Annotated in this window: 21 protein-coding genes, 4 tRNA genes and 1 pseudogene; 16 read left to right on the top strand and 10 right to left on the bottom strand. The window is 69.6% G+C overall.

Annotation, left to right across the window (positions count from 1 at the left end; genetic code table 11):
* Window positions 1–21: 21 nt before the first annotated feature.
* The 7 genes from uvrC (at window position 22) to LY625_RS02465 (ending at window position 5858) form a co-directional block, all read left to right on the top strand.
* Window positions 22–1929, top strand: a complete 1908-nt coding sequence (uvrC, locus tag LY625_RS02495; protein WP_233737410.1) for an excinuclease ABC subunit UvrC — start codon at window positions 22–24, stop codon at window positions 1927–1929.
* Window positions 1926–2492: a CDP-diacylglycerol--glycerol-3-phosphate 3-phosphatidyltransferase gene (gene pgsA / locus LY625_RS02490; protein WP_233737409.1), complete on the top strand. Its 567-nt coding sequence runs from the start codon at window positions 1926–1928 to the stop codon at window positions 2490–2492. Before uvrC ends, pgsA begins: the two co-directional genes overlap by 4 nt.
* A 40-nt stretch (window positions 2493–2532) precedes the next feature.
* A tRNA-Gly gene (locus LY625_RS02485) sits at window positions 2533–2608 on the top strand.
* A gap of 96 nt (window positions 2609–2704) precedes the next feature.
* Window positions 2705–2778, top strand: a tRNA-Cys gene (locus LY625_RS02480).
* A 58-nt stretch (window positions 2779–2836) separates the two neighbouring features.
* A tRNA-Leu gene (locus LY625_RS02475) sits at window positions 2837–2923 on the top strand.
* Between the two features lie 56 nt (window positions 2924–2979).
* The gene (locus tag LY625_RS02470) at window positions 2980–4173 is read left to right on the top strand and encodes a lytic murein transglycosylase (RefSeq protein ID WP_233737408.1); all 1194 of its coding nucleotides are present in this window, start codon (window positions 2980–2982) and stop codon (window positions 4171–4173) included.
* 59 nt (window positions 4174–4232) lie between these two features.
* Window positions 4233–5858 carry an FMN-binding glutamate synthase family protein gene (locus tag LY625_RS02465; RefSeq protein ID WP_233737407.1) on the top strand — a complete coding sequence of 542 codons (1626 nt, stop codon included), beginning with the start codon at window positions 4233–4235 and terminating at the stop codon, window positions 5856–5858.
* Here the strand turns inward: LY625_RS02465 and arsC are convergent.
* Window positions 5853–6209, bottom strand: coding sequence for an arsenate reductase (glutaredoxin) (arsC, locus tag LY625_RS02460; protein ID WP_233737406.1), 357 nt, complete (start codon window positions 6207–6209; stop codon window positions 5853–5855). The genes LY625_RS02465 and arsC overlap by 6 nt on opposite strands.
* Before the next feature lie 113 nt (window positions 6210–6322).
* Between arsC and LY625_RS02455 the strand changes: the two genes are divergently transcribed.
* Window positions 6323–7822 carry an FAD-dependent oxidoreductase gene (locus tag LY625_RS02455; RefSeq protein ID WP_233737405.1) on the top strand — a complete coding sequence of 500 codons (1500 nt, stop codon included), beginning with the start codon at window positions 6323–6325 and terminating at the stop codon, window positions 7820–7822.
* Window positions 7823–7833: 11 nt separating this feature from the next.
* On the opposite strand, the gene LY625_RS02450 is transcribed toward LY625_RS02455, so the two are convergent.
* Complete coding sequence (locus LY625_RS02450) at window positions 7834–8319, bottom strand: hypothetical protein (RefSeq protein ID WP_233737404.1); 486 nt, start codon at window positions 8317–8319, stop codon at window positions 7834–7836.
* A 21-nt stretch (window positions 8320–8340) separates the two neighbouring features.
* Here LY625_RS02450 and LY625_RS02445 point away from each other — a divergent pair, with 21 nt between their 5' ends.
* Window positions 8341–9639: an SDR family oxidoreductase gene (locus tag LY625_RS02445; protein ID WP_233737403.1), complete on the top strand. Its 1299-nt coding sequence runs from the start codon at window positions 8341–8343 to the stop codon at window positions 9637–9639.
* Entirely contained in the window at window positions 9627–10091 is a 465-nt protein-coding gene (locus tag LY625_RS02440) for a DUF2269 domain-containing protein (RefSeq protein WP_233737402.1), read from the top strand. The genes LY625_RS02445 and LY625_RS02440 overlap by 13 nt, the downstream gene beginning before the upstream one ends.
* Before the next feature lie 3 nt (window positions 10092–10094).
* On the opposite strand, the gene LY625_RS02435 is transcribed toward LY625_RS02440, so the two are convergent.
* The gene (locus LY625_RS02435) at window positions 10095–10445 is read right to left on the bottom strand and encodes a hypothetical protein (protein ID WP_233737401.1); all 351 of its coding nucleotides are present in this window, start codon (window positions 10443–10445) and stop codon (window positions 10095–10097) included.
* A gap of 187 nt (window positions 10446–10632) precedes the next feature.
* Here LY625_RS02435 and LY625_RS02430 point away from each other — a divergent pair, with 187 nt between their 5' ends.
* Window positions 10633–11151, top strand: a complete 519-nt coding sequence (locus tag LY625_RS02430) for a DUF4142 domain-containing protein (RefSeq protein ID WP_233737400.1) — start codon at window positions 10633–10635, stop codon at window positions 11149–11151.
* Window positions 11152–11210: 59 nt separating this feature from the next.
* Window positions 11211–11285: transfer RNA gene (locus LY625_RS02425), tRNA-Val, on the top strand.
* Window positions 11286–11352: 67 nt separating this feature from the next.
* Here LY625_RS02425 and LY625_RS02420 read toward each other — a convergent pair.
* From LY625_RS02420 to LY625_RS02395, 7 genes and pseudogenes are all read right to left on the bottom strand, one after another.
* Entirely contained in the window at window positions 11353–11835 is a 483-nt protein-coding gene (locus tag LY625_RS02420; RefSeq protein ID WP_233737568.1) for a HAMP domain-containing sensor histidine kinase, read from the bottom strand.
* Window positions 11836–12198: 363 nt separating this feature from the next.
* Window positions 12199–12339, bottom strand: a pseudogene (locus tag LY625_RS13470) (PAS domain-containing protein); the annotation flags it as partial.
* Window positions 12340–12655: 316 nt separating this feature from the next.
* Window positions 12656–14068 (bottom strand): sigma-54 dependent transcriptional regulator, encoded by a 1413-nt coding sequence (locus LY625_RS02415; protein ID WP_233737399.1) that lies wholly within the window; start codon window positions 14066–14068, stop codon window positions 12656–12658.
* A gap of 32 nt (window positions 14069–14100) precedes the next feature.
* A complete protein-coding gene (locus LY625_RS02410; RefSeq protein ID WP_233737398.1) occupies window positions 14101–16524 on the bottom strand; it encodes an ADOP family duplicated permease in 2424 nt (807 codons plus the stop codon).
* Complete coding sequence (locus LY625_RS02405) at window positions 16521–17276, bottom strand: ABC transporter ATP-binding protein (protein ID WP_233737397.1); 756 nt, start codon at window positions 17274–17276, stop codon at window positions 16521–16523. The genes LY625_RS02410 and LY625_RS02405 overlap by 4 nt, the downstream gene beginning before the upstream one ends.
* Window positions 17277–17292: 16 nt before the next feature.
* A complete protein-coding gene (locus tag LY625_RS02400) occupies window positions 17293–18546 on the bottom strand; it encodes an HlyD family efflux transporter periplasmic adaptor subunit (RefSeq protein ID WP_233737396.1) in 1254 nt (417 codons plus the stop codon).
* Window positions 18547–18761: 215 nt separating this feature from the next.
* Window positions 18762–20153 (bottom strand): SPFH domain-containing protein, encoded by a 1392-nt coding sequence (locus LY625_RS02395; protein ID WP_233737395.1) that lies wholly within the window; start codon window positions 20151–20153, stop codon window positions 18762–18764.
* A gap of 462 nt (window positions 20154–20615) precedes the next feature.
* Between LY625_RS02395 and LY625_RS02390 the strand changes: the two genes are divergently transcribed.
* Genes LY625_RS02390 through LY625_RS02375 form a run of 4 tightly spaced genes read left to right on the top strand, consistent with a single transcriptional unit; the run spans window position 20616 to window position 22664 of the window.
* Window positions 20616–21041, top strand: coding sequence for an NUDIX domain-containing protein (locus LY625_RS02390; RefSeq protein ID WP_233737394.1), 426 nt, complete (start codon window positions 20616–20618; stop codon window positions 21039–21041).
* Window positions 21042–21079: 38 nt separating this feature from the next.
* The gene (locus LY625_RS02385) at window positions 21080–21511 is read left to right on the top strand and encodes a GNAT family N-acetyltransferase (RefSeq protein ID WP_233737393.1); all 432 of its coding nucleotides are present in this window, start codon (window positions 21080–21082) and stop codon (window positions 21509–21511) included.
* 56 nt (window positions 21512–21567) lie between these two features.
* Window positions 21568–22146, top strand: a complete 579-nt coding sequence (locus LY625_RS02380; RefSeq protein ID WP_233737392.1) for an alpha/beta hydrolase — start codon at window positions 21568–21570, stop codon at window positions 22144–22146.
* Window positions 22053–22664, top strand: coding sequence for an alpha/beta hydrolase (locus tag LY625_RS02375; RefSeq protein ID WP_233737391.1), 612 nt, complete (start codon window positions 22053–22055; stop codon window positions 22662–22664). Before LY625_RS02380 ends, LY625_RS02375 begins: the two co-directional genes overlap by 94 nt.
* Window positions 22665–22766: the final 102 nt, after the last annotated feature.

Below are 22766 nucleotides of genomic sequence, written 5' to 3'. Positions count from 1 at the left end.
GGCACGGGCGATAATGTCGTGGTGAGCGCATCCCCCCCCTTCGACGGCAAGGCTTTCGCCCGCGAGCTGAGCACCGCCCCGGGCGTGTACCGGATGATCGGCGCCGACGACCAGGTGCTGTACGTCGGCAAGGCCAGCGCGCTGCGCAACCGGGTGTCGAGCTACTTCAACGCCACTCCCAAGTCCGCGCGCATCCTGTCGATGCTGGCGCAGACGGCGCGGATGGAAGTCACCGTCACCCGGACCGAATCCGAGGCGCTGATCCTCGAGAACGAGCTGATCAAGTCGCTCAAGCCGCGCTACAACGTGCTGCTGCGCGACGACAAGAGCTACCCCTACGTGCTGCTGACCCGCGAGCAGTGGCCGCGGATCGCCATGCACCGGGGGCCACGCTCGGTCCCGGGGCGCTACTTCGGGCCGTATGCCAGCGTCGGCGCGGTGCGCGACACCCTCAACCTGATCCACAAGCTGTTCAAGCTGCGCAGCTGCGAGGACAGCGTGTTCCGCAACCGCAGCCGGCCCTGCCTGCAGTACCAGATCGGCCGCTGCAGCGGCCCCTGCGTCGGGCTGGTGAACGCCCGCGACTACGCCGAGGACGTGCGCCAGGCGACCCTGCTGCTGGAAGGCCGCAGCGACCAGCTCACCGACGAGCTCGGCGCGAAGATGGAGCAGGCCAGCGCCCGGCTGGACTTCGAGGAGGCCGCGCGCCTGCGCGACCTGATCGCCTCCATCCGCACCCTGCAGGCCCGCCAGTACGTCGACGGCCGTGCCGCGGACCTGGACGTGCTGGCGATCGCCATGCAGGGCGCGAGTGCCTGCGTGGTGCTGCTGAGCTTCCGCGACGGGCGCAACCTGGGCACCCGCTCGTTTTTCCCGAAGACCAACGGTGCCGAGGACCCCGAGGAGGTGCTGGCCGCCTTCGTCTCGCAGCACTACGGCGAGCAGCTGCCGCCGTCGGAGATCGTGATCGACCGCGAGATCCCCGACCGCGAACTGCTGGAGGAGGCCCTGTCGGCGACCGGCGAGCGCCGGGTGCAGTTGCGCCCCCGGGTCCGCGGCGACCGCGCGCGCTACCTGGAGATGGCCGCGCGCAACGCACAGATCACCCTGGCCAGCGAGATGACCAGCAGCGCCGCCCAGCTGGCCCGCGCCGAGGGCCTGCGCGAGCTGCTGGCCCTGCCGGAACTGCCGTCGCGGATCGAATGCTTCGACATCAGCCACACCATGGGCGAGGCGACGGTCGCCTCCTGCGTGGTGTTCGACGCCGAAGGCCCGGTGCGCAGCCAGTACCGGCGCTTCAACATCAGCGGCATCGAGCCCGGCGACGACTACGCCGCCATGCACCAGGCGCTGACCCGGCGCTTCCGGCGGGCGGTGGCCGCGCTGGAGGAGGGCGGCGGAGCGTCCACCAGCAAGCCGGCCAGTGACAAGGCCGTGCTGCCGGACGTGCTGCTGATCGACGGGGGTGCCGGGCAGGTGGCCCAGGCCAACCAGGTGCTGGACGAGCTCGGCCTGGCCGGCATCGCCGTGGTCGGCGTGGCCAAGGGACCGGCACGGCGTCCCGGCGACGAGGAACTGCTGCTCCCCGATGGGCGGAAGGTGCATCCCGGGCCGGAATCGCCGGCACTCCAGCTGGTGCAGCAGGTCCGCGACGAGGCGCACCGGTTCGCCATCACCGGCCACCGCGGGCGCCGGGCCAAGGCCCGCAACACCAGCCGGCTGGAGGACATCCCCGGCATCGGTCCGCGCCGGCGCGCCAACCTGCTCCGGCACTTCGGTGGCCTGGGCGGGCTGAAAGCGGCCGGCGTGGAGGAAATCTCCCGGGTGGACGGGGTCAATGCCGCCCTCGCCGAACGCATCTATGCGACCCTTCACGGCCTCGAAACAGTCCCCGCGCCCGACGCGGCCCCGGGACGGAGCGCTCCATGAGACTGACCGTACCGACCCTGCTGACCCTGCTGCGGATGCTGCTGATCCCGGTGCTGGTCCTGGTGTTCTACCTGCCGTTCAAGGGGACCCACATCGCCGCCGCGGCGATCTTCGCCTTCGCCTCGCTGACCGACTGGGCCGACGGCTGGATTGCCCGGCGCTTCAACCAGTACTCCAACTTCGGCGCCTTCCTGGACCCGGTCGCCGACAAGCTGATGGTCGCGGTGGCCCTGATGCTGATCGTCCAGGCCCACCCGACGGTGTGGATGGCGCTGTGGGCGGCGGTGATCATCGGCCGGGAGATCGCGGTGTCGGCGCTGCGCGAATGGATGGCCGAGGTGGGGCAGCGCTCCAAGGTGAAGGTGGCCACGCTGGGCAAGATCAAGACCGTGGTGCAGATGACCGCCCTGGTGTTGCTGCTGTACCAGCAGGACTTCCTCGGGCTGCCGGTCTTCATGATCGGCGAGTGGCTGCTGGCCGGTGCCGCGCTGCTTACGCTGTGGTCCGGCTTCGAGTACCTGCGCGCGGCGTGGCCTTCCCTGAAGGAAGATGTGAAAAACTAGTTGACAGGTTTCGCCCCATGCCTAAAATGGCGGCTCCCAAGCGGGAATAGCTCAGTTGGTAGAGCACGACCTTGCCAAGGTCGGGGTCGCGAGTTCGAGTCTCGTTTCCCGCTCCAGATCAAACGGCTGCAAAGCCGGCGCTCCGGAACACCGGGGCAGCGCTTAAACAAAGCCCCGTTCGCGGGGTTTTTGTTTTTGCGGTATCGCCATCCGGCCTGATGGCAGAGTGGTCATGCAGCGGACTGCAAATCCGCGTACGCCGGTTCGATTCCGACTCAGGCCTCCAAGGACAAAGCGGTCAGGGCAACCTGGCCGCTTTTTCTTTTAAGCTGTGCCGCTGCCGCGCCCGGATGGCGGAACTGGTAGACGCAACGGACTTAAAATCCGTCAGCCGCAAGGCTATCCGGGTTCGATTCCCGGTCCGGGCACCACCATGAGCGGCAGTGGTCGACGGCGCCATCACGCAGGCCGTCGATAAGGTCGGCGCATGCTCGCCAGCCTGCTGACCCTCGGCCTCGCCGCCGCCCCGCCGCCCGACTACGACGCCGCCGCCTACGAGCGCTGCCTGGCGCGGCTGGAGTCCCATGCGGCCGGGCAGGGCATCAGCCGCTCGACCTTCAATGCCCATGTGCGTGGCGTCGAGCCGGACACCTCCGTGCTCGCGCTGCTCGACCAGCAGCCCGAGTTTCGCACCGAGATCTGGGACTACCTCGCCGGCCTGGTCGACGGGGAGCGGGTGGAGGACGGCAAGGCGATGCTGGCCAGGCACGCCAGCACGCTGGCGCGGGTGGAGGAGGCCTACGGCGTCGACCCGGAGACGGTGGTCGCGGTCTGGGGCGTGGAGAGCGACTTCGGCGGGACCTTCGGCAAGCGGCCGCTGCTGCAGTCGCTGGCCACGCTGTCGTGCATGGGCCGACGGCAGGCGTTCTTCCGCGGTGAGCTGGTGGCCACGCTGCACATCCTGCAGGACGGCGACGTGCGCGCCGGCGACCTGGTCGGCTCCTGGGCCGGCGCGTTCGGGCACACCCAGTTCATGCCCTCCACCTACCGCCGCATCGCGGTGGACTTCGACGGTGACGGCCGCCGCGACCTGGTCGGCAGCATCCCCGACGCGCTGGCCTCGACGGCCAACTACCTCAAGCGCTCGGGCTGGCAGAGCGGCCAGCCGTGGGGCCACGAGGTGAAGCTGCCGGCCGGGTTCAACACCTCGCTGGCGGGGCGTACCAGCCGGCGCCCGCTGTCGGACTGGATCGATCTCGGGGTGACCCGCGTTGACGGCATGCCGATTCCCCGCGCCGACACCCGCTCGGCGCTGCTGCTGCCGGCAGGCCGGGAGGGCCCGGCCTGGATCGTGTTCCGCAACTTCGACGCGATCTACAGCTACAACGCCGCCGAGAGTTACGCCCTGGCCATTGCGCTGCTGGCCGACCGCCTGCGCGGCAAGTCCGGGCCGGTGGCGCCGTGGCCGACCGAGGACCCGGGCCTGTCGCGCGCCGAGCGGCGCGAGCTGCAACGGCTGCTGATCGCCCGCGGCCACGACATCGGCGAGGTCGACGGCATCCTTGGCAGCGCGAGCCGGGCGGCGGTCAGGGCCGAGCAGGAGCGGCTGGGGATGGCGGCCGACGGCCGCGCCGGCAAACGCCTGCTGCGCGCCCTTGCGGTGCCGGCGCCGGGGCTGTAGCCGGCGTGGCGGGACAGCGGCCGGTATCCTCCAAGGCTCACGCCGACACCGGAGACCGCATGCTGCGCTTCCTTCCCTACGTTGCGTCCATCGTGCTGGCGGCGGTATGCGCGCTGTTCGGCCTGCTGCTGGGTGCAGGCTGGTTCTGGGCCGCGGCTTTCTTCACCCTGCCGGCGGTGCTGGGCACCTTCGACCTGCTGCAGACCGGCAGCACGCTGCGCCGCAACTACCCGGTGCTGGCGCACTTCCGCTACGGACTGGAGTCGATCGGCCCGGAGATGCGGCAGTACTTCATCCAGTCCGATACCGCCGAGGTGCCGTTCTCGCGCCTGCAGCGGGCGCTGGTGTACCAGCGCTCCAAGTCGGTCAACGACACCCGCCCGTTCGGCACCCTGCAGGACGTCTACTGCAACGACTACGAATGGATCAACCACTCGCTGGTGCCGGCGCCGCTGTCGGACCCGGACTACCGCGTGCTGGTGGGCGAGGACACCGCGCAGCCGTATTCGGTCAGCGTGTTCAACATCTCGGCGATGAGCTTCGGTTCGCTGTCGGCCAATGCCATCCGCGCGCTCAACAAGGGCGCGAAGATGGGCGGCTTCTACCACGACACCGGCGAGGGCTCGATCTCGCCCTACCACCGCGAGCACGGTGGCGACCTGGTGTGGGAGATCGGCTCGGGCTACTTCGGCTGCCGCGACGAGAACGGCCACTTCAGCACCGAACGCTTCACCGAGAACGCCCACGACCCGCAGGTGAAGATGATCGAGATCAAGCTGTCGCAGGGCGCCAAGCCCGGCCACGGCGGGGTGTTGCCGGCGCCCAAGGTGAGCGAGGAGATCGCCCTGACCCGCGGCGTGCGGCCGTGGGTGGAGTGCGTCTCGCCACCGCAGCACAGCGCCTTCGCCACCCCGATCGGGCTGCTGCAGTTCGTCGAGAAGCTGCGCCGGTTGTCCGGCGGCAAGCCGACCGGTTTCAAACTGGCGATCGGCCACCCGTGGGAATGGTTCGGCATCGCCAAGGCGATGGTCGAGACCGGCATCCGCCCGGACTTCATCGTCGTCGACGGCGCCGAGGGCGGGACCGGCGCGGCGCCGGCGGAGTTCATGAACCAGGTCGGGCTGCCGATGCACGAGGCGCTGATGCTGGTGCACAACACCCTGGTCGGGGTGAAGCTGCGCGACAACATCCGCCTGGCCGCGGCGGGCAAGATCACCAGCGCCTTCGACATCGCCCGCACCCTGGCGATGGGCGCGGACTGGTGCAACTCCGGGCGCGGCTTCATGTTCGCCCTGGGCTGCATCCAGGCGCTGAGCTGCCACACCGACCGCTGTCCAACAGGGGTGGCCACCCAGGACCCGGCGCGCTGGAAGGGCCTGGATCCGGAGGACAAGGCGGTGCGGGTGATGGGCTTCCACAACAACACCCTGCACGCGTTGCGCGAGCTGATCGCCGCCGCCGGGCTGGAGAACCCCGGCCAGATCGGCCCCGAACACATCCTGCGGCGGGTCTCGCCCACCGAGGTGCGTTCACTGGCCCGGCTGTACCGCTTCCTGGAACCGGGCGAGCTGCTGGACGGTTGCGCCGAGCACGAGGTCTTCAGGGCCTACTGGGAGGGCGCTCGCGCCGATTCCTTCGAGGCACCGGCGCACGTGCTGTCGATGCGGATGAGCAAGTCGCTATAGCAGCCCGAGGACCTGCTCCGGTGGGCGGCCGATCACCGCCCGGCCGTCGTGGACGAATACCGGGCGCTCGATGAGTTTCGGGTGCCGGGCCATGGCGGCGATGATCTCCTCCTCGCCCAGCGAGGGATCGTCCAGGCCCAGTTCGCGGTATTCGTCCTCGCCCTTGCGCAGCAGCCCGCGGGCGGGGATGCCGAGCATGTCCAGCAGCGCACGCAGCTGCGCCTCGTTGGGCGGGGTGTCCAGGTAGCGGATCACCTCGGGCTCGATGCCATTCTCCCGCAGCAGCTCGAGCGCGCCGCGGGACTTGGAACAGCGCGGGTTGTGGTAGAGGCGGGAAGTGTCGTTGGCCATGCGGCGGGCTCCTGTGGACGGGGCTGCCTATCACGCCCGTTCGACCGCGCACATGCAAGGGTCGGCGCTCTGTGGCCGCGCCCGGCGGCCGGCAAACGCCTGGAGGACGCGCGATGGACAGTCTCTGGATCAGCGGGCCGCAAGCGCCCGCCGCCTGCCTGCAGAGCGAGGTAGAAGCCGACGTGGTGGTGGTGGGCGCGGGCATCACTGGCCTGGTCACCGCCCTGCGGCTGGCGGAAGCCGGCCTGAAGGTGGCGGTGCTGGAGGCGCGTAGCGCCGGGGAGGGCAACACCGGGCGCTCCACCGGCAACCTCTACGCCACCGTGTCAACCGGCCTTGCCACCCTGCGCCGGAAGTGGGGCGACGGCAAGGCGCGGCTGGCCGTGCAGGCGCGGCAGGAGGCGATCGAATGGATCGATCGGACCGCGTCCAGGTTGGGCATCGATTGCGGCCTGCGGCGAGTGCCACTGCACCAGTGCGTGATCAGCCGCGAATCGCCATCCTTCGAACAGCTGCGCGGGGAACACGAGGCGGCGCTGGCATTGGGATTGGCGGCGCAGTGGAGCGAGCAGGTCGAGGGCTGGCCGCTGTCGCCGGCCGGTGTCCACAGCCTCCCGGACCAGGCGCACTTCAATCCCTACCGCTTCACTGCCGGCCTGGCGGCGGCCGTATCGAAGGCGGGCGGCGCCGTGTACGGGCACAGCCGGGTGATCGACATCGATGCCGGCGAAGGACGGGTGAAGACGCCGGAGGGGAGCGTCCGTGCCGGGCACATCGTGCTTGCCACCCATACCCCCGCAGGCTTCAACGTGCTGCAGGCGGAGATGGAGGTCTATCGCGAGTACGGGGTCGCCGCGCCGCTGCAAGGCGACGGGCCCGCCGATGCCAGCGTGTGGGTGAAGGATGGCAAGCATTCCGTGCGTACCCATCGGCAGGACGGCCGGCGCTACCTGGTCATCGTGGGCGAGAAGCACAAGACCGGCGAGGGTGACCCGCACGCCGACCATCTCGGCCGGCTGCGCGACTACGGGCGGCAGAACTTCGGACTCGGCGAGTTCACCCATGCCTGGTCGGCGCAGCAGTACACCAGTGCCGACGGGTTGCCGTACATCGGCCGCAGCAGACACGACAACGTGCTGATTGCCACCGGCATGGGCGCCGACGGGCTGACCTGGGGCACCGTGGCCGGCGCCGTGCTGGAGGACATCGTGCGTGGCCGAGACGACACTCCACTGGCGGAACTGCTGTCCCCACGACGCTTCACCCCGGTGAAGTCGGCGCGCAGCTTCGCCGCCGAGAACGCGACCGTCGCCTCGCACATGGTCGGCGACCGGGTGGAGGCGCTGCGCAGCGAAGAGGGCCTGGCCGACGTGCCGCTGGGCGGCGGCCGGGTGTTGCGCGTCGACGGCGAGACCTGCGCGGTCCACCGCACCCGCGAGGGCCGCTACATCGCGCTGTCGCCGGTCTGTCCGCACATGAAGTGCCACGTGAAATGGAACCAGAGCGAGCAGAGCTGGGACTGCCCTTGCCACGGCAGCCGTTTCGATACCGAGGGGCGGGTGCTGGAAGGGCCGGCGCTGACCGGCCTGGAGCCACGCCAGATCGGGCAATGAGCGTCGCGGTGTCAGCGCGCCGCACGGACGGCGCGGCGGTGCACCGGCCGCAGGCCGCGCGTGAGCCGGCTTCCCAGCAGCAGGCCGGCGGAGAACGCCACGTAGACCGAGACCAGTGCGGTACGCGAGAGATGGCGGTCGAAACCCGGCGTCAGCCGCCGTGGCACCACGGTGTAGTCCACCACCAGCGCCACCGCGCCCATGGCCGGTGCCAGGACCCACGCAGGAACGCGGGTGCGGTCCAACCCGGCCTCGTGGAAGCAGGCCCACCACATCGAACTGGCGTGGTGGATGGCGTAGCCGAGCGCGGTATGCCGCAGGGTGACCTGGTGCCTGCGGCCGGCGCGCTCGCCCCAGATCCAGTGGCTGGTGGCGTTGGGTGCGCTGGCCAGCGACCCGGTGCGCCGCCGTGCGAGCACCCCGGCCACGATGATCGACAGCATGCTGGCGATGCTGCCACCGGCCATCACCCGCGCGGCGAAGCGCCGCAGCGCCACCGGCCGCGGGACTGCTGAGCGATGCGCATCCTGCTGCTGGGCGGCACCGGCCTGATAGGCAGCCGCCTGGCGCAGGTGCTTGTGCAGTCCGGTCATGATCTCGTCCTCGGCCTGCGCAACGCCGCCGGAAGGGGGGAGGCCAACCGCAACCCACGCCACCGCGCGATCCAGGCCGACTTCGCCCACGACCACGATCCCGCCGTCTGGCTTCCCCGCCTGGCCGGCATCGACGCCGTGGTAAACGCAGTCGGAATCATCAGTGAATCCCCCGGCCAGAGCTTTGAAGCCATCCACGTCCGCGCACCCGCGGCCCTGTTCCGAGCGTGTGCGCAGGCGCGTGTAGGCCGCGTGGTACAGATCTCGGCGCTCGGCGCGGACGAGGCGGCGTGCTCGCCCTACCACCGCAGCAAGCACGCTGCCGACCAAGTGCTGCTGGCCACCGGAGTGCCGGCGGTCGTGGTCCAGCCCTCGCTGGTGTTCGCCCCCGGCGGCGCGAGTACCGGCCTGTTCGCCGCGCTGGCGGCGCTGCCACTACTGCCGGTGCCGGGGCAGGGCAGGCAGTGCGTGCAGCCGGTGCACCTGGATGACCTGTGCTCGCTGGTCCTGGCCTGCCTGGAGCATCCCGATCCGCCCCGGCGGCTGGCGGCCGTCGGGCCGGAACCGCTCGAGCTGCAGGACTACCTGCTGCGGCTGCGCCGCCTGATGGACTTGGCGCCCGCGCCGGTATTGCCGGTACCGCGGCCGCTGGTCCGGATCGGCTCGCGGCTGGGTGGGGTGTTGCCGGGTCCACCGGTGGATGCGGAGATGCTCGGGATGCTCGAGCGCGGCGCCTGCGGCGATCCGCGACCGATGACCCGGTTGCTGGGCCACCCGCCGCGCGCCGTCGACGCCTTTGATCCGGAGCGCGCCATGCCTTCCCTCGCGCTGACCGCCCGGCTGGCCTGGCTGCTGCCGCTGATGCGACTGTCGCTGGCGGTGATGTGGATCTTCACCGGGGTGGTGTCGCTGGGCCTCTACCCGGTCGGGCAGAGCCTGGCGCTGCTTGCGCGGACCGGCCTGCACGGCGTGGCGGCGCTGGTCGCCCTGTACCTGGCGGCCACTCTGGATATTGCCTTGGGCGTCGCGACGGTTGCGCTGCGCCGGCGGCTGTGGGTGTACCGCGCGCAACTGGCGCTGATCGCCGGCTACACGCTGCTGATCACCGTGTTCCTGCCGGAGTACTGGCTGCACCCCTACGGGCCGATCCTGAAGAACCTGCCGGTGCTGGCGCTGATCCTCACCCTGCACGAACTGGACGAGGGCCGACGATGGAATACCTGATCGTCAAGTGGGTCCACGTGCTGAGTTCCACGATCCTGTTCGGAACCGGGGTCGGCACCGCGTTCTACCTGTTCGCGATCAGCCTGGGGCGCGACACCCGCGCGGTGGCGACGATCACCCGCTACGTGGTGGTCGCCGACTGGATCTTCACCGCCAGCACCATCGTCCTGCAGCCGCTGAGCGGCTGGTACCTGATGCACCTGATGGGTCTGACGATGGAGGCGCGCTGGATCGCCTGGTCGGTCGCGCTGTTCGCGCTGGCCACCGCCTGCTGGCTCCCGGTGCTGTGGCTGCAGGTGCGCATGCGCGACGTGGCCAACGCGGCCGCCACGCGCGGGGAACCGTTGCCGCGGCGGTACTGGCGCTATTTCGCCTGGTGGACCGCGTTGGGCTTCCCGGCGCTGTTCGCGTTCCTGGCGGTGTTCTACCTGATGGTCGCCAAGCCGTACTGAGGCCTAGAGCCCGTCGTTGCGGTCGCCGGCGCGGTTGTCCCGGGCCGGCGCGTCCCTGTTCGTTTCCTCCTCGCTGCGGTTCCGGTCCCGGTCCCGGTCCTCGCCGAGGATCATCGGCACACCGCCGGGGCGGCTGGTGCACTCACTCAGCGCCTCGCCGGTCAGGCCGGCGCAGCGGTCATCGGCCGGCTGAGCGTCGGAAGAATCGACAAGCCCGCCCTCCACGCCCGGCGGGGTCACCTGGTCGGTGGCGGTGCGCGACTCGTCCGGCGGATAGGCGTCGCGGCGGTCGCAGGCGCCCAGCGCCGGCAGCGAAAGCAGGAGGGTGGCAAGGACAAGGGGGCGAGCGGTCATGGCGGGTCTCCACATCGTGGGCGGGCGTGCCGCCGCGGGTTCCGGTGGAGCATCCCTGAACACCCGTGAAGCCGGGACGAAGCCATGGGCCTGGCGGGGCGGCTTCTTCACGCCTGCCCAACCCGCGGATTGCTGTGCTGCACTCCCCGGCAACAACACCGCCCACCCCCGCAACAGGAGTTCCCCCATGATCCTCAGAGCGATCAAGCTTGCATTGCTCGCCGGCGCCGGCGTCGCCGCCTGGAAGGCCGTCAATCGCCAGTCTCCCGGTTCGTTCTTCGAGCAGGCCCTGCGCAGCGGCGCGGGCGAGGTGGAAGCCGCCCGCTCGGCGCAGCTGCGCGGTGCCTCCGCCGAAGTACGCCGTTTCGCCCAGCAACTCGAGCACGACCACAACGAGCTCAACGAGCGCCTGGCCGAAGCCGGTGGACTGGAAGTCCCCGAGCCCGACGCGCGCCAGCAGGCGATGCTGCGCGGCCTCGAGGCCCACCAGGGTCTCGCTTACGACCGCGGCTGGTTGCGGCACATGGCGCGCAGCCACGCCAGGGCCATCAGCCTGTACCAGCGCACGGTGGACCAGGCCGGCCCGGGTGCGCAGGCGGCCTCGCAGGCCTTGCCGAAGCTGCGCGAGCACGCCCGCAAGGTCGAGGAACTGCAGTTGTCCGCAGCCCAACCGGCGCCCTCGGCCGAGCCGCAGGCGACAATCTGAGCACCGCCGACCCCTTGCCACCCACCCGGGGCGATGACGTATACTGCGCGCCCCATTCAGGGCGGTTAGCTCAGCGGTAGAGCATTGCCTTCACACGGCAAGGGTCAGTGGTTCGATCCCACTACCGCCCACCATGGTTGCAACAAAAAGGCCATCCTCGCAGGTGGCCTTTTCGTTTGGTGCGATGTGGCCGGGCACGGGTCATTGCCCCACCGGCAAGGGAAGGACCACCGTGGCAACGGCGCCGCGCCCGTCGGGCCCCGGCTCCAGGACCAGCGTTCCCCGTTGCGCCTCGACAATCTGCCGGGAAAGCACCAGGCCGATCCCCGAGCCGCCCGGCTTGGTGGTGAAGAACGGCACGAACAGGTTGTCTCCCGGAGGCGGCCCAGGCCCGCGGTCGACCACTTCGATCCGGGCATTGCCGCCGTCCGCGCGCCAGCGCAGCACCACCTGTTCTCCGCCGCCTGCCTCCAGCGCGTTGCGCAACAGGTTGATCAGCACCTGTTCCAGCTGGTCGGCATCGGCCAGCACCCGCAATTCGCCGTCACCCTCCAGCCGCACCGGTGCCCCGTCCATCAATCCACACACGCGCGATGCGAGGGGCGCCAACACCACCTCGGCCGGGCGTGGCGCCGGTAGCCGTGCCAGGCGGGCATAGCCGCCCACGAACCGCTGCAGTGCCACGCTGCGCTGCTCGATGACCTCCAGCCCGCGGACCATGTCGGCGCGCCGGCGCTCGTCCAGCGGGCGTTCGTCCGCCGGCAGGATCCGGCGCAGGGTGTCGGCCAGGGAGCCGATCGGCGCCAGCGAATTGTTGATCTCGTGGCTGAGCACGCGCAGCAGGCGCCGGAATGCCTGTGCCTCTTCCTCGCGCAGTGCGCGCTCCATGGGCTGCACCACCAGCAGGCGGCCGGCCTGGCTGCGGCTGCGCAGCGCGGCGTGGCCGATCTGCCAGCGGCCGCGCTGGCCGGTAAAGGTGTGGGTGAGGATCTCGCCGGGCGGAACGTCGAACAGCGGGGCGAGGCCCAGCGCTTCGAGATCGATGCCGAGCAGCCGGGTGGCCGGCTGTCCCAGCAGCCGTTCGCCCGCGGGGTTGACCAGACGCAGCCGTCCATCCTGCTCGAACACGAACACGGCCCCGTCCAGTGCGGCGAGGGTCTTGGCGAGCAGCTGCACGCTTTCCTGCATGTCGCGCTGCTCGTCCTGCAACCGCCCGGCCAGGGCGTTGAGGCCGGCGACCAGCCGTGCGTATCCGTCATTGCGGACGGGCACGAGGCCGCGCGCGGTGTAATCACCTTCCAGCAGCGCCTGGACCAGGTTGCCCAGGGTCCTCAAACGGTGGCCTTCGCCCGGCCGGCGTGCGACGGCGGCGGCCAGGGTCAGCGCCACCACCAGCACGATCAGCAGCCAGGCGGCCGGACCCTGCGGCGTGCCGAAGGCCAGTACCAGCAGCAGCGCGCAGAAGGCGGGAGCGGCGGTGACCAGCCGCTGGCGGGTGCCGCGGTCAGGCTGGCGCATCATCGGTCTGGAGGCCATGTTTCTCCATCCGCCGGTACAGGCTCTGGCGGGTGATCCCCAGTTGCGTGGCGGCGCGCTGCAGGTTGCCCGGATGGGCGCGCAGGGCGTTTCGCAGCAGCCAGCCCTCGGCCTGTTCCAGCGTCATGGCCTCAAGTGCGCCGCCAGGGATCGCCGCCGCGGCCGTGGACTGCAGGCCCAGGCCGTCAGCGGCGAGCCGCGGCGCATCGCGCAGCAGTGCGACGCGTTCCATTGCATGGGACAACTCGCGCACGTTGCCGGGCCATGGGTAAGCCAGCAGGGCACGTTCGGCGGAAGGATCCAGTACCGGCAGATCGCGCCCATAGCGTGCACAGGCCCGCGCCAGGTAGTGCCGGGCCAGGGGCAGGATGTCGTCCCTGCGTTCGCGCAGCGGCGGCACCCGGGCCTGGAAGGTATTGATGCGGTAGAGCAGGTCCTGGCGGAAGCGCCCGGCCTGCACCTCCGCGGCCAGGTCGCTGTTGGTGGCGGCCACGATCCGCACGTCGACCCGCTGGGTGCGAGAGGAGCCGACGCGTTCGAACTCGCCGTCCTCGATTGCCCGCAGCAGCTTGGGCTGTTGCTCCAGCGGCAGGTTGCCGATCTCGTCCAGGAACAGGGTGCCGCCGTCGGACAGTTCGAAGCGTCCGGCCCGCTCCTGGCGGGCGTCGGTGTAGGCGCCGCGCACGTGGCCGAACAGCTCGGACTCGAACAGGGTGGGGGCCAGTCCGCCCACGTCGAGCTTGACGAACTGGCGCTCGCGCCGTTGCGACCAGCGGTGCACCAGCTGGGCGAGCATGCTCTTGCCGGTGCCGTTCTCGCCCAGCAGCAGGACCGGGGCATCGCTTGCGGCGATCCGGCCCAGGTCCTCGACCAGGCGCCGCATCGGTGCGGATTCGGCGACGAACCCGTCGCCGGCCTCCTCCAGCAGGAGCGCGTTGGCGGCGCCCAGCCGCCGCTCGCTGCGCCGGCTGCGGTCCAGCGCGATCCGGCTTTCCAGCACGCCCAGCAGGCGGGCGTTCTGCCACGGCTTCTCGATGAAGTCCGCGGCCCCCAGCCGCATGGCCTCGACCGCCAGTTCCACGCTGGCCCAGGCGGTCATCGCGATCACCGGCACGCCCGGCCACTGTGCCGCCACCTGCCGCACCAGCTCCAGGCCTTCCTGGCCTGAAGTGGTGTCGCGGGTGTAGTTCATGTCGGCGAGCACGGCGGCGAACTCGTCGCCGCGCAGGCACGCCAGTGCCTCCTCCGGCGATGCGGCGGCCACCACCGTATAACCCTCGGTCTCCAACAGCATGCGCAATGCTTCGCGCACGTCGCCCTGGTCATCGACGACCAGGACGCGGGTGCGGGGCAGGGGGCTCCTGCTTGTGGGTATGGACATGATCGAAAGTCTATCGGTTGGGGATTGCCGGGTCAGTCGACCCGCAAGGCCTGCATGGGCGGCACGCGGGCCGCACGCAGCGCCGGCCCGACGCTGGCCAGCGCACCCGCCGCGCCCAGTACCAGCAGCACGGCGCCAATGGCAACCGGATCCGCGACGTCGATGTCATACAGCATCGACTGCAGGACGCGGGACATGGCCAGAGCCACCGCCAGGCCTATCGCCAAGCCCAGCGCGACCTGCCGCAGGCCTTCCTGCAGCACCTGTCGGAACAGGCGGTCTGGCGGTGCGCCCAACGCGGCCCGGACGCCGAACTCGTGCCGCCGCGCTTCCACTGCAACCGCGGCCACCGCGTACAGCCCCACGCAGGCCAGGATCAATGCCAGGCCGGAAAACACACCCACCAGCAGCAGGTCCAGGCGCTGTTTCCCGGTGACCGACGCAACCACCGCCTCCATCGTCTGGAACCCGGCGATGGGCTGCATCGGTGAAGCCGAGGCCACGGCGTCCCGCACCTGGTGCTCATGCAGGCCGGCACCCGGATGCAGACGCACCATGTAGCTGAGCGGAACGTACTGCCGGACCAGGTCCCAGACGCCCCCCGGAACCTGGGAAAGCGGCGCGTAGACGATGGCCGGCGCGGCCTGGCCGGGACCGAACTGGCGGCTGTCGCCCAGCACGCCAACGATCCGCATGGGCTGCTCGTCGTCCCACCCGAGGCGGACGGTCTTGCCTAGCGGATCCCCGTCCAGGTAGGCCCGTGCGAACGCAGCACTGACTACCGCCACCGGCTCGCTGCCGTTGAGGTCGGAATCCCCGATCATGCGGCCGGCCAGCAGCGGCATGCCCAGGACGCCGGCATAGCCGGGGGTGACCATGCGGTATTGCACGGTTCCACCCCGGCCATCGGCGAACTCCACCGGCAGGTTGAACTGCGCGCTGGTCGGCGGCACGTTGGCCACGGCAACGGCCTCCACTCCGGGCAGGCGTGCGATGGCCGCCGAGATCCGGTCGGTCTGCTGCAGTGACGAAGCAAGGTCCGGGTGGCGGTCTTCCACCGGAGACAGGGTGAAGGTGACGATATCGCGGGTCTCGAACCCCATCGGCACCGAAAGCAGGCGATAGAGGCTGTGCCCGAACAGGCCTGCGGTGATCAGCAGGACCGAGGCGACCGCCACCTGGGCCACCACCAGCCCACGCCCAAGACGACCGGTGCCACGGCTCCAGCCCGTGCGACCGCCACCGACCAGTTCCCGTGCGGGGCTGCTGCCCATGGCGCGCCATACCGCCAGCGCGCCGCCCGCAAAAGCCACGGCGATGCCGGCGGCCAGCGCCAGCAACACGCTGCGTGGGGTGATGCCGACCTCGCCGCCCAGTGCCCACTCGGCAGGAACCAGTCCGGCAAAGAGCCGTAGCGTCGCCCAGCCCAGGACCAGACCCAGCAGCGCACCGCACAGGCCCACGAGAAGCCCGTCGGCGAGGGCCGGCAGCGCGAGCCGCGCCCGTGGCGCCCCCAGTGCAAGGCGCACGGCGGAGTCGTGGCTGCGGGCCAGCGAGCGGAACAGCATCAGGTTGGCCAGGTTGATGGCGGCGATCAGCAGCACGCATCCGGCCGCGGCCAGGAACATCCAGAGCACGTTCGCGGGTCTGGACAGCTGCGACATCGGGACCGCGGCCATCGTCACGTTGCGCAGCCATTCCAGATCGGCAGCGGAAACGCCCGGCTGGGCGGCGTAGGCACCACGCAACAGCGGATCCACCGCCGCGGACACGCCCTCGGCAGACGCACCGGGAGCAAGCCGGGCGATCAGCAACTCGTTGGTGGCCATGCTGGTGCTGTTGGCACTGACCTGCATCGGCAGCAGCAGGTCGAAATCGCCGGACCCGAGGAAACCGGGCGGCAGTACGCCGATGATCGGTACTGCCCGGCCCTCGACCTGCAGCGTCGATCCGACTGCCTGCGGATCACCCCCGTAATGCCGCTTCCAGAAGCCATGGCCGAGGATCACGGCCGCCGGGCCGTTGGGCCGGTCTTCGTCGGGGGAGAAGTTGCGGCCGGCTGCCATCGGCAGGCCGAGTGTCGGGACCAGCCTGTGATCCGCCAGCCGGGTCTTCACCACCTCGGCGGTGTCGCCGATGGCGATGTTGGTGTTGCGGCTGGGTCCGGCTACCAGGCCCATGGACTGCACACCTTCCAGACCACCCAGTGCGGTGCGGAAGCCGGGCGCCGCTGCGACGCCCTCCTCGTCGAAGTTGAGTCCAAGCAGGACCAGCTGCTCCGATTCCGGATAAGGCAGCGGCTGCAGCAATGCCCTGTCGAGCAGGGCGAAAACAGCCGTGGTCGCGGCCACGCCCAGGGCAAGCGTGGTGGCGGCCAGCGCCAGCCAGGCTGGCCGGCGCAGGAGCGCGCGCCAGGACTGCAGCACTTCCGCCAGCAGGACACCGGGCCGGGTCACGACACCACCTCCAGCTGCGGCATGTCGTCCTCGTGGCGCATCCGCTCGAAGGTGTCCTCGTCCACGATGCGACCATCCAGCATCAAAACGGTGCGACCGGCGCGGCGCGCGAAGGCCTGGTCGTGGGTCACCATGCAGATGGTGGTGCCGTTGTCGTTGAGCTGCTCGAGCAACTGCATCACCGCCTCGCCGTTGCGGCTGTCGAGGTTGCCGGTGGGCTCGTCCGCCAGCAGGATCGAAGGGTCGTTGACCAGCGCACGCGCCACGGCGACGCGCTGCTGCTGGCCGCCCGACAACTGGCCGGGGTAGTGGCGTCCGCGATGGCTCATGCCCACGAGTTCCAGCACCTCGCGCACCCGCTGGCGGCGGTTGTTGGCGTCCACGCCGTCGCGGTAGGTGAGGGGGAGGGCGACGTTTTCCTCCACCGACAGGTCCGCGATCAGGTTGAAGGCCTGGAAGATGAAGCCGATCTGTCCGTTGCGCACCTGTGCCCCGCGGCGCAGTCCCAGGTTGCCGACGTCATGTCCCTCCAGCAGGTAGCGGCCGGCGCTGGAAGGTTCCAGCAGGCCGAGGATCGACAGCAGGGTGGACTTGCCGCAGCCCGAGGGCCCGGTGATGGCCACGAACTCCCCGCTGGCGATGTCCAGGGTGATCCCGGACAAGGCGTGGGTTTCCATCTCGTCGGTATGGAAGACCTTGGACAGGCCTTCCAGGCGGATCAGCGGCGTGGCGGTGGAAGCAGTCTGGTTCATGGTGACCTCGATGTTGTCAGCGCAGGCGAAGGACGTCGTGGCTGTCCCAGCGGCTGGTGTCGGAAAGGATGGCGCGGTCGCCGTCGCGCAGGCCCTCGGCGACTTCGATCCGGTCGCTTGAGGCGACGCCGTAGCGCACCGGCGTGCGGCGGGCGATGCCGGATGCGGGATCGAGCACGAAAAGGGTGGAGGCACTGTCCGGGGCGGCGAGCGGCGGGCGGGCGATGCTGACCACGTTCTCGAGCCGGCCCAGCAGGATGCGTCCCTCGACCGAGAGGTCCGGGCGGGCGCCGGGCGGCAGCTTGCCGGTGAACACCGCATCCACGGCCACGCTGCCGTTGCGCACCGCCGGATCGATGCGCGAGACAGTGCCTTCGACCACGCCGTTGCGGGTGTCGATCGCCACCGGCAGTTCGAGCATCAGGTCCTTGGCCAGCACTTCGGGAACCTGCAGCCGTGCGATCAGGTCGTCCGGGCGCGCGACCCGGGCCAGTGCTGCGCCCATTTCGACCTGTTGCCCGGGTTCGACCTCGACTTGCTGCAGGATGCCGTCGATGCCGGCCCTGACCTGCATGGCGTCCAGCTGCTGCCGGGCGATTTCGAGCGCACTGGCCGCCTCGTCGCGCCGGGCGCGGGCCGCGCTCAGCTGCGCCGCCATGTTCTGGCGGAAGGCGTCCACGCGCTGGCGTTCGATCCCGGCGCGGTTGCGGGTCTGCTCCTCGTTGATCTCGCTTTGCCGCAGTTCGATGGTGGCCAGCACGCCGGCCGCATGCGCGCGGGCATGGGCCTGGGCACGGACTTCGGCGCTGCGCCATTCGGCTTCGGCCTGTGCCAGCTGCGCCCGCTGGTCGAGCAGTTGCGACTGCAGCGAGGTGCGCGCCGCGGCCACCTCCGCCTCGGCGCCCGCCAAGGCAGCCTGCGCCCTCTCGAGGCCGGCCTCGAGTTCCGGGTTGGCCAGGTGGAGGATGACCGTGTCCGGCTCGACCCGCGCGCCGGGTTCCACCACGCGCTGCTGCACGGTGGCGCGTGCGCCGGCACTAATCCAGCGGGTGTCGCGCGGCAACAGTACGCCGGTGGCGCGGATCTCCCGGACCATTTCGCCGCGCGTGGCGGCACCGGTCCAGACTTCGCTGGCGGCGACGGCGGGCGCCGCGGGGTCCATGCGCAGCAGGGCGACCAGCAGGATGAGGGTGAGGATTCCGCCGGCGACGATCCAAAGGGTGCGCGGCCGGCGCCAGGAGTGGTTGTTGCGGGGCTTGGTAATGTCCATGCCCTGATGGGAGCAGGACCCGTGCCAACCTCCCTGGCCGGCCAAGTTATTGATTGATAAAGAAGGTCGGCCGAAAACGGACGGACTTTCTGTCCGTTTCCGGACGGGCGACCGGAAGTGGACGGCGCGGGGTCCCCGGTGCGCTTCGCATACCCGGGCTACGGATCGGCACGTGGCCCGGGTAAGGCCGCAGGCCGCACCCGGGTGCCGTCAGCTCAGGATGCGTTTTCCCGGCTCAAACCGGCCAGCTTGTCGACCACCGCGCTCCCGGACGGGCTCTGTGCCAGCGATTCCAGCATGGTCCCGATCGCCTGCCCTCCCTTGGCGGAGAACAGCTGCCCGACACCCGCCAGGCCCTCGCCGGCGGTCTCGCCGGTGTTGGCGATCACCTTGACGTCGGCATGCTCCAGCGCCGCGGCCTGGGCGATGCCGATCTTCTCGCCGGCCTCGATCTGGCGGATGCTGACCAGGTAATTCTGATAGCCGGGCAAACTGGCGATCCGCTCGGCGAGCATGATCTGCGCGGTGACCGGGGCCTTGAGGATGGCGGTCTCGGCAGCGGCCTTCGCCTCGCCCTCGGCCTGGATGCCCTCGGCCTCGCGCTTCATCGCCTCCATCTTGCCCTCGGCGTGCAGCACGGTTTCCTGCTTCACGCCCTCGGCGGCGATCACCGCCGACTCGCGCTGCGCGGCGGCACCGATGACCGCGGTCTCCTTCGACTGGTTGGCGCGCACCACCTGGACATCCTTCTCGATCTCCGCGGAGCGCACCTCGGTGACGCGGCGGACTTCCTGCTCGCGCTCGGCGGTGTTCTTCTGCTCGACCTTGATCTCCTGGTGCGCCTTCTCGTTGGCGATGCCGATCGCCTGGTCCTTCTCGGCGGTGCGCTTGCCGACCACCTCGGCGGCGTTCTGCTCCTGCAGCTCGATCTCGCGCTGGGCGGAGATCTCCGCGATCTGCGCGGCCTGCTTGTTGAGCGCGACCACGGTGCGGCTGTCCTTCTCGATCTCGGAGGTGCGCTTGGCCATGATGTTCTGGATGACCGAGCCGCCCTTCATGTCGCGGATGTCCATCAGCTCGATGGCCTTGACCGGGATCACGCCCCAGTTCTTCAGCTGCTCCTCGACCTCCTGGGTGAACAGCATCCCGAACTTGGAGCGCTCGACCATGATCTGGTCGATGTCGTCCTTGGCCAGCACGGTGCGGACCGCGCCCTGGACGATCGACTCCAGCTGCTGCAACAGCTCCTCGAAGGTCGCCACGCGCTGCGCCGCGGTGTTGGAGTCGCTGATGCGGAAGAACGAGACCACGTCGACCAGGAACGGCACCCGGTCCTTGTCGTAGGCCTCGTACTCGTCCAGTCGCACGCTGAAGACCGATACCGGCATGACGGTGACGCTCAGGCCCACCATCGGCAGCCAGGACGGCCAGGAATAGTAGGTGTTGCCCGATTCCTGGTCCTTGCCGTAGGACGTGGTCTTCTTGCTGGTCTGGACGATATGCACTTCGTTGGTCGGCACGACCCGGCGCAGCAGCGCGGCGGCACCGGCAATGGACACGAAGAAGCTGGCGATGGCGGCGACGATGGCGCCGGCGATGACGGTCATTGGTTTTCCCCTGGTTGGTGCCGGCTGTTTCCCCGAGCCGGCGCATGGAGCAAGAATGCACCATTGCCGCGCCCTTCGCCGCTGCAGCGTGGCGGAGCCGCCACCTTACCGCACGGCCTGCCGTGGCTCGTCAGGTTCCGATTCCGAGTTCGCCTGATTCCGAGAAGCCGATGACGTCGCGAACCTGTCGTTCATTTCGGGCAAGACCAATCGCCAGATCAGCGACAAGGCACCTGCGGCCTATCTGCACAAGTACGGCGGTGGCCCGGGCGGTGCGGCGTTTGCCGCGCAGGGCATCCCGATCGATGCGGAGTTGCTGGACGTGGACGCGTATCCGGACTTCCTGCGGGAGAGGCGGAAGCAGATTGCTGCCACACTCAACAAGTTTCTTGAACGCTGAAATCCGTAGACATGGCCCGTCACGGCCATCAGGCGCAACCAGACTCCGAGGTTCCCTTCAGCATGAGTCCCATCCACACAGTTGCGGCGGTAATCGCCAACGAGAACGGCGAGGTACTTCTCGTCCGCAAGCGCTCATCGTCCACCTTCATCCAGCCAGGCGGAAAGACCGAACCTGGCGAACCCGCATTGGTGACCTTGGCGCGGGAGCTGCAGGAGGAACTCAGCGTCCGTCTGGACACGGCGAGTGTGGAATTCATCGGTGAGTTCGAGGCCGCCGCGGTGAACGAACCCGGGTGCTTGGTTCGGGCACAGGCTTATTCCTGTTCCATCTTCGGCATCCCGGCGGCACAGGCGGAAATCGAGGAGTTGGCCTGGGTGGATCCATCCGGGCCGTACCCGGTTCCGGTAGCTCCGCTCAGTGGCGGCCACATCCTCCCGGCGTATTTGGAATGGATGCAGGTTCCCGGTGATTGCGTCGCACCCTGAGCGTAGCTGCACGCTCTAGCGCGCGCATGGGCACTCGCATGGACCTCTCCCTTCGCCCCGCCAACGACCACGACTCCCCGTTCTGCGAGGCGCTCAACCGCCGCAACATGGATGGTTACAGGACCATGCGCGGCATCGGCTGGGATCCCGAGCGTTTCCGCGGGAGTTGGGTCGAGTTCGAGAACCTGCTGATTGTGGACGGCAGTGAACCCATCGGCCTGCTGCGCCTCTGCAATGAGGATGGCGCCCTTGGCCTGCGCGAACTGCAAGTCATTCCGGAGCGGCAGGGGCAGGGCATCGGCACCTGGGCGGTGCGCCAGGCGCAGGCGCTTGCACTCAGGCGTGGCTGCATGGGCGTGCAGCTGCGGGTGTACGAAGGCAACCCGGCACGGGCGCTGTATCGCCGACTGGGGTTTGAAGTCATTTCCGCCGCGGACGGTGTGATCCAGATGAGATGGATGGCGCCATAGCGTCGCGGCTCCGGCGTTAGCATGAAGCGCCTTGCGCAACCGACACCCAGGTATCCATGATCTGCCGTGTTGCCGTTTTCTTCTTTCTCGCCGCGTTGCCGTTTCTGGTGCAGGCCGGATCGTGTCCCGGCGATGAGTCCTTCGACAAGGCCCGCGACGTGGTGGCCGACCTGCAGCGCATCGTCACGCCCGACGGCGTCCAGGACACCTACACCGCCCGCATCGGTGGAATCGACCAGTGGCTGCAGGTGCGCGGCAAGGACCGGGCGAACCCGATGCTCCTGTTCGTGCACGGCGGGCCATCCTCGCCGGCCATGCCGAGCGCGTGGCAGTGGCAGCGGCCGCTGGAGGAGTACTTCACCGTCGCCCACTACGATCAGCGCGGTGCAGGCAAGACGCACCGGGCCAACGACCCCGGGGCGGTTGCCGGCACACTGACGATCGACCGCTTCGTCGAGGACGCGATCGAGGTCGCCGAGCACCTGCGGGCGCGCTACGGCAAGGGCAAGCTCGTACTGGTCGGCCACAGCTGGGCACGGTGGTGGCGACGAACGCCGCGCTGCGCCGGCCGGACCTGTTCCACGCCTACGTCGGCATCGGCCAGGTCATCAATACCCGCGTCAATGAGGAGCTGAGCTTCGCCTACGGCCTGGAGCGGGCCCGGGCGGAAGGGAACGTCGAAGCGGTCACCGAACTCGAATCGATCACTCCCTACCCGGGCGATGAGCCCATCACCCGCGACCGGATCATCATCACCCGCAAGTGGCCGCAGCACTACGGCGGCCTGAACGCCTACCGCGACGCCGAGCAGGACTACTACTACGGCGCTTCGCTGCTCTCGCCCGACTACGACTGCGAGGACCGCGAGGCGTTCTTCGCCGGCAACGTGTTCACCCTGGAGCACGTGTTGGACGAATTCCTGCAGGTCGATTTCAGCGGCGTGGGCGAATTCCCCATCCCGGTGGTGATGTTCATGGGCCGCCACGACTACACCACGCCCTCGGCCGCCACTGCGGAATGGCTGCAGCGGCTGGACGCGCCCTACAAGCGGGCGGTCTGGTTCGAGCATTCCGCGCACATGATCTCGTGGGAGGAACCGGGGAAGACCCTGCTCAACCTGGTGGAGCAGGTGCGGCCGTTGGCGGTGCCCTGAGGGGCATTCCAGGGCCGGCGCCTCCGGATAGCCGCCCACGTTGTGCGGGGAGGTCGTATCCTGCAACCGCGACCTCATAAGGAAGGCCGGGCGGCATGCCCG

It is taken from the genome of Lysobacter sp. GX 14042, assembly GCF_021390425.1.
Classification (GTDB): Bacteria; Pseudomonadota; Gammaproteobacteria; order Xanthomonadales; family Xanthomonadaceae; genus Novilysobacter.
This window is presented reverse-complemented; position numbering and strand designations above follow the sequence as displayed.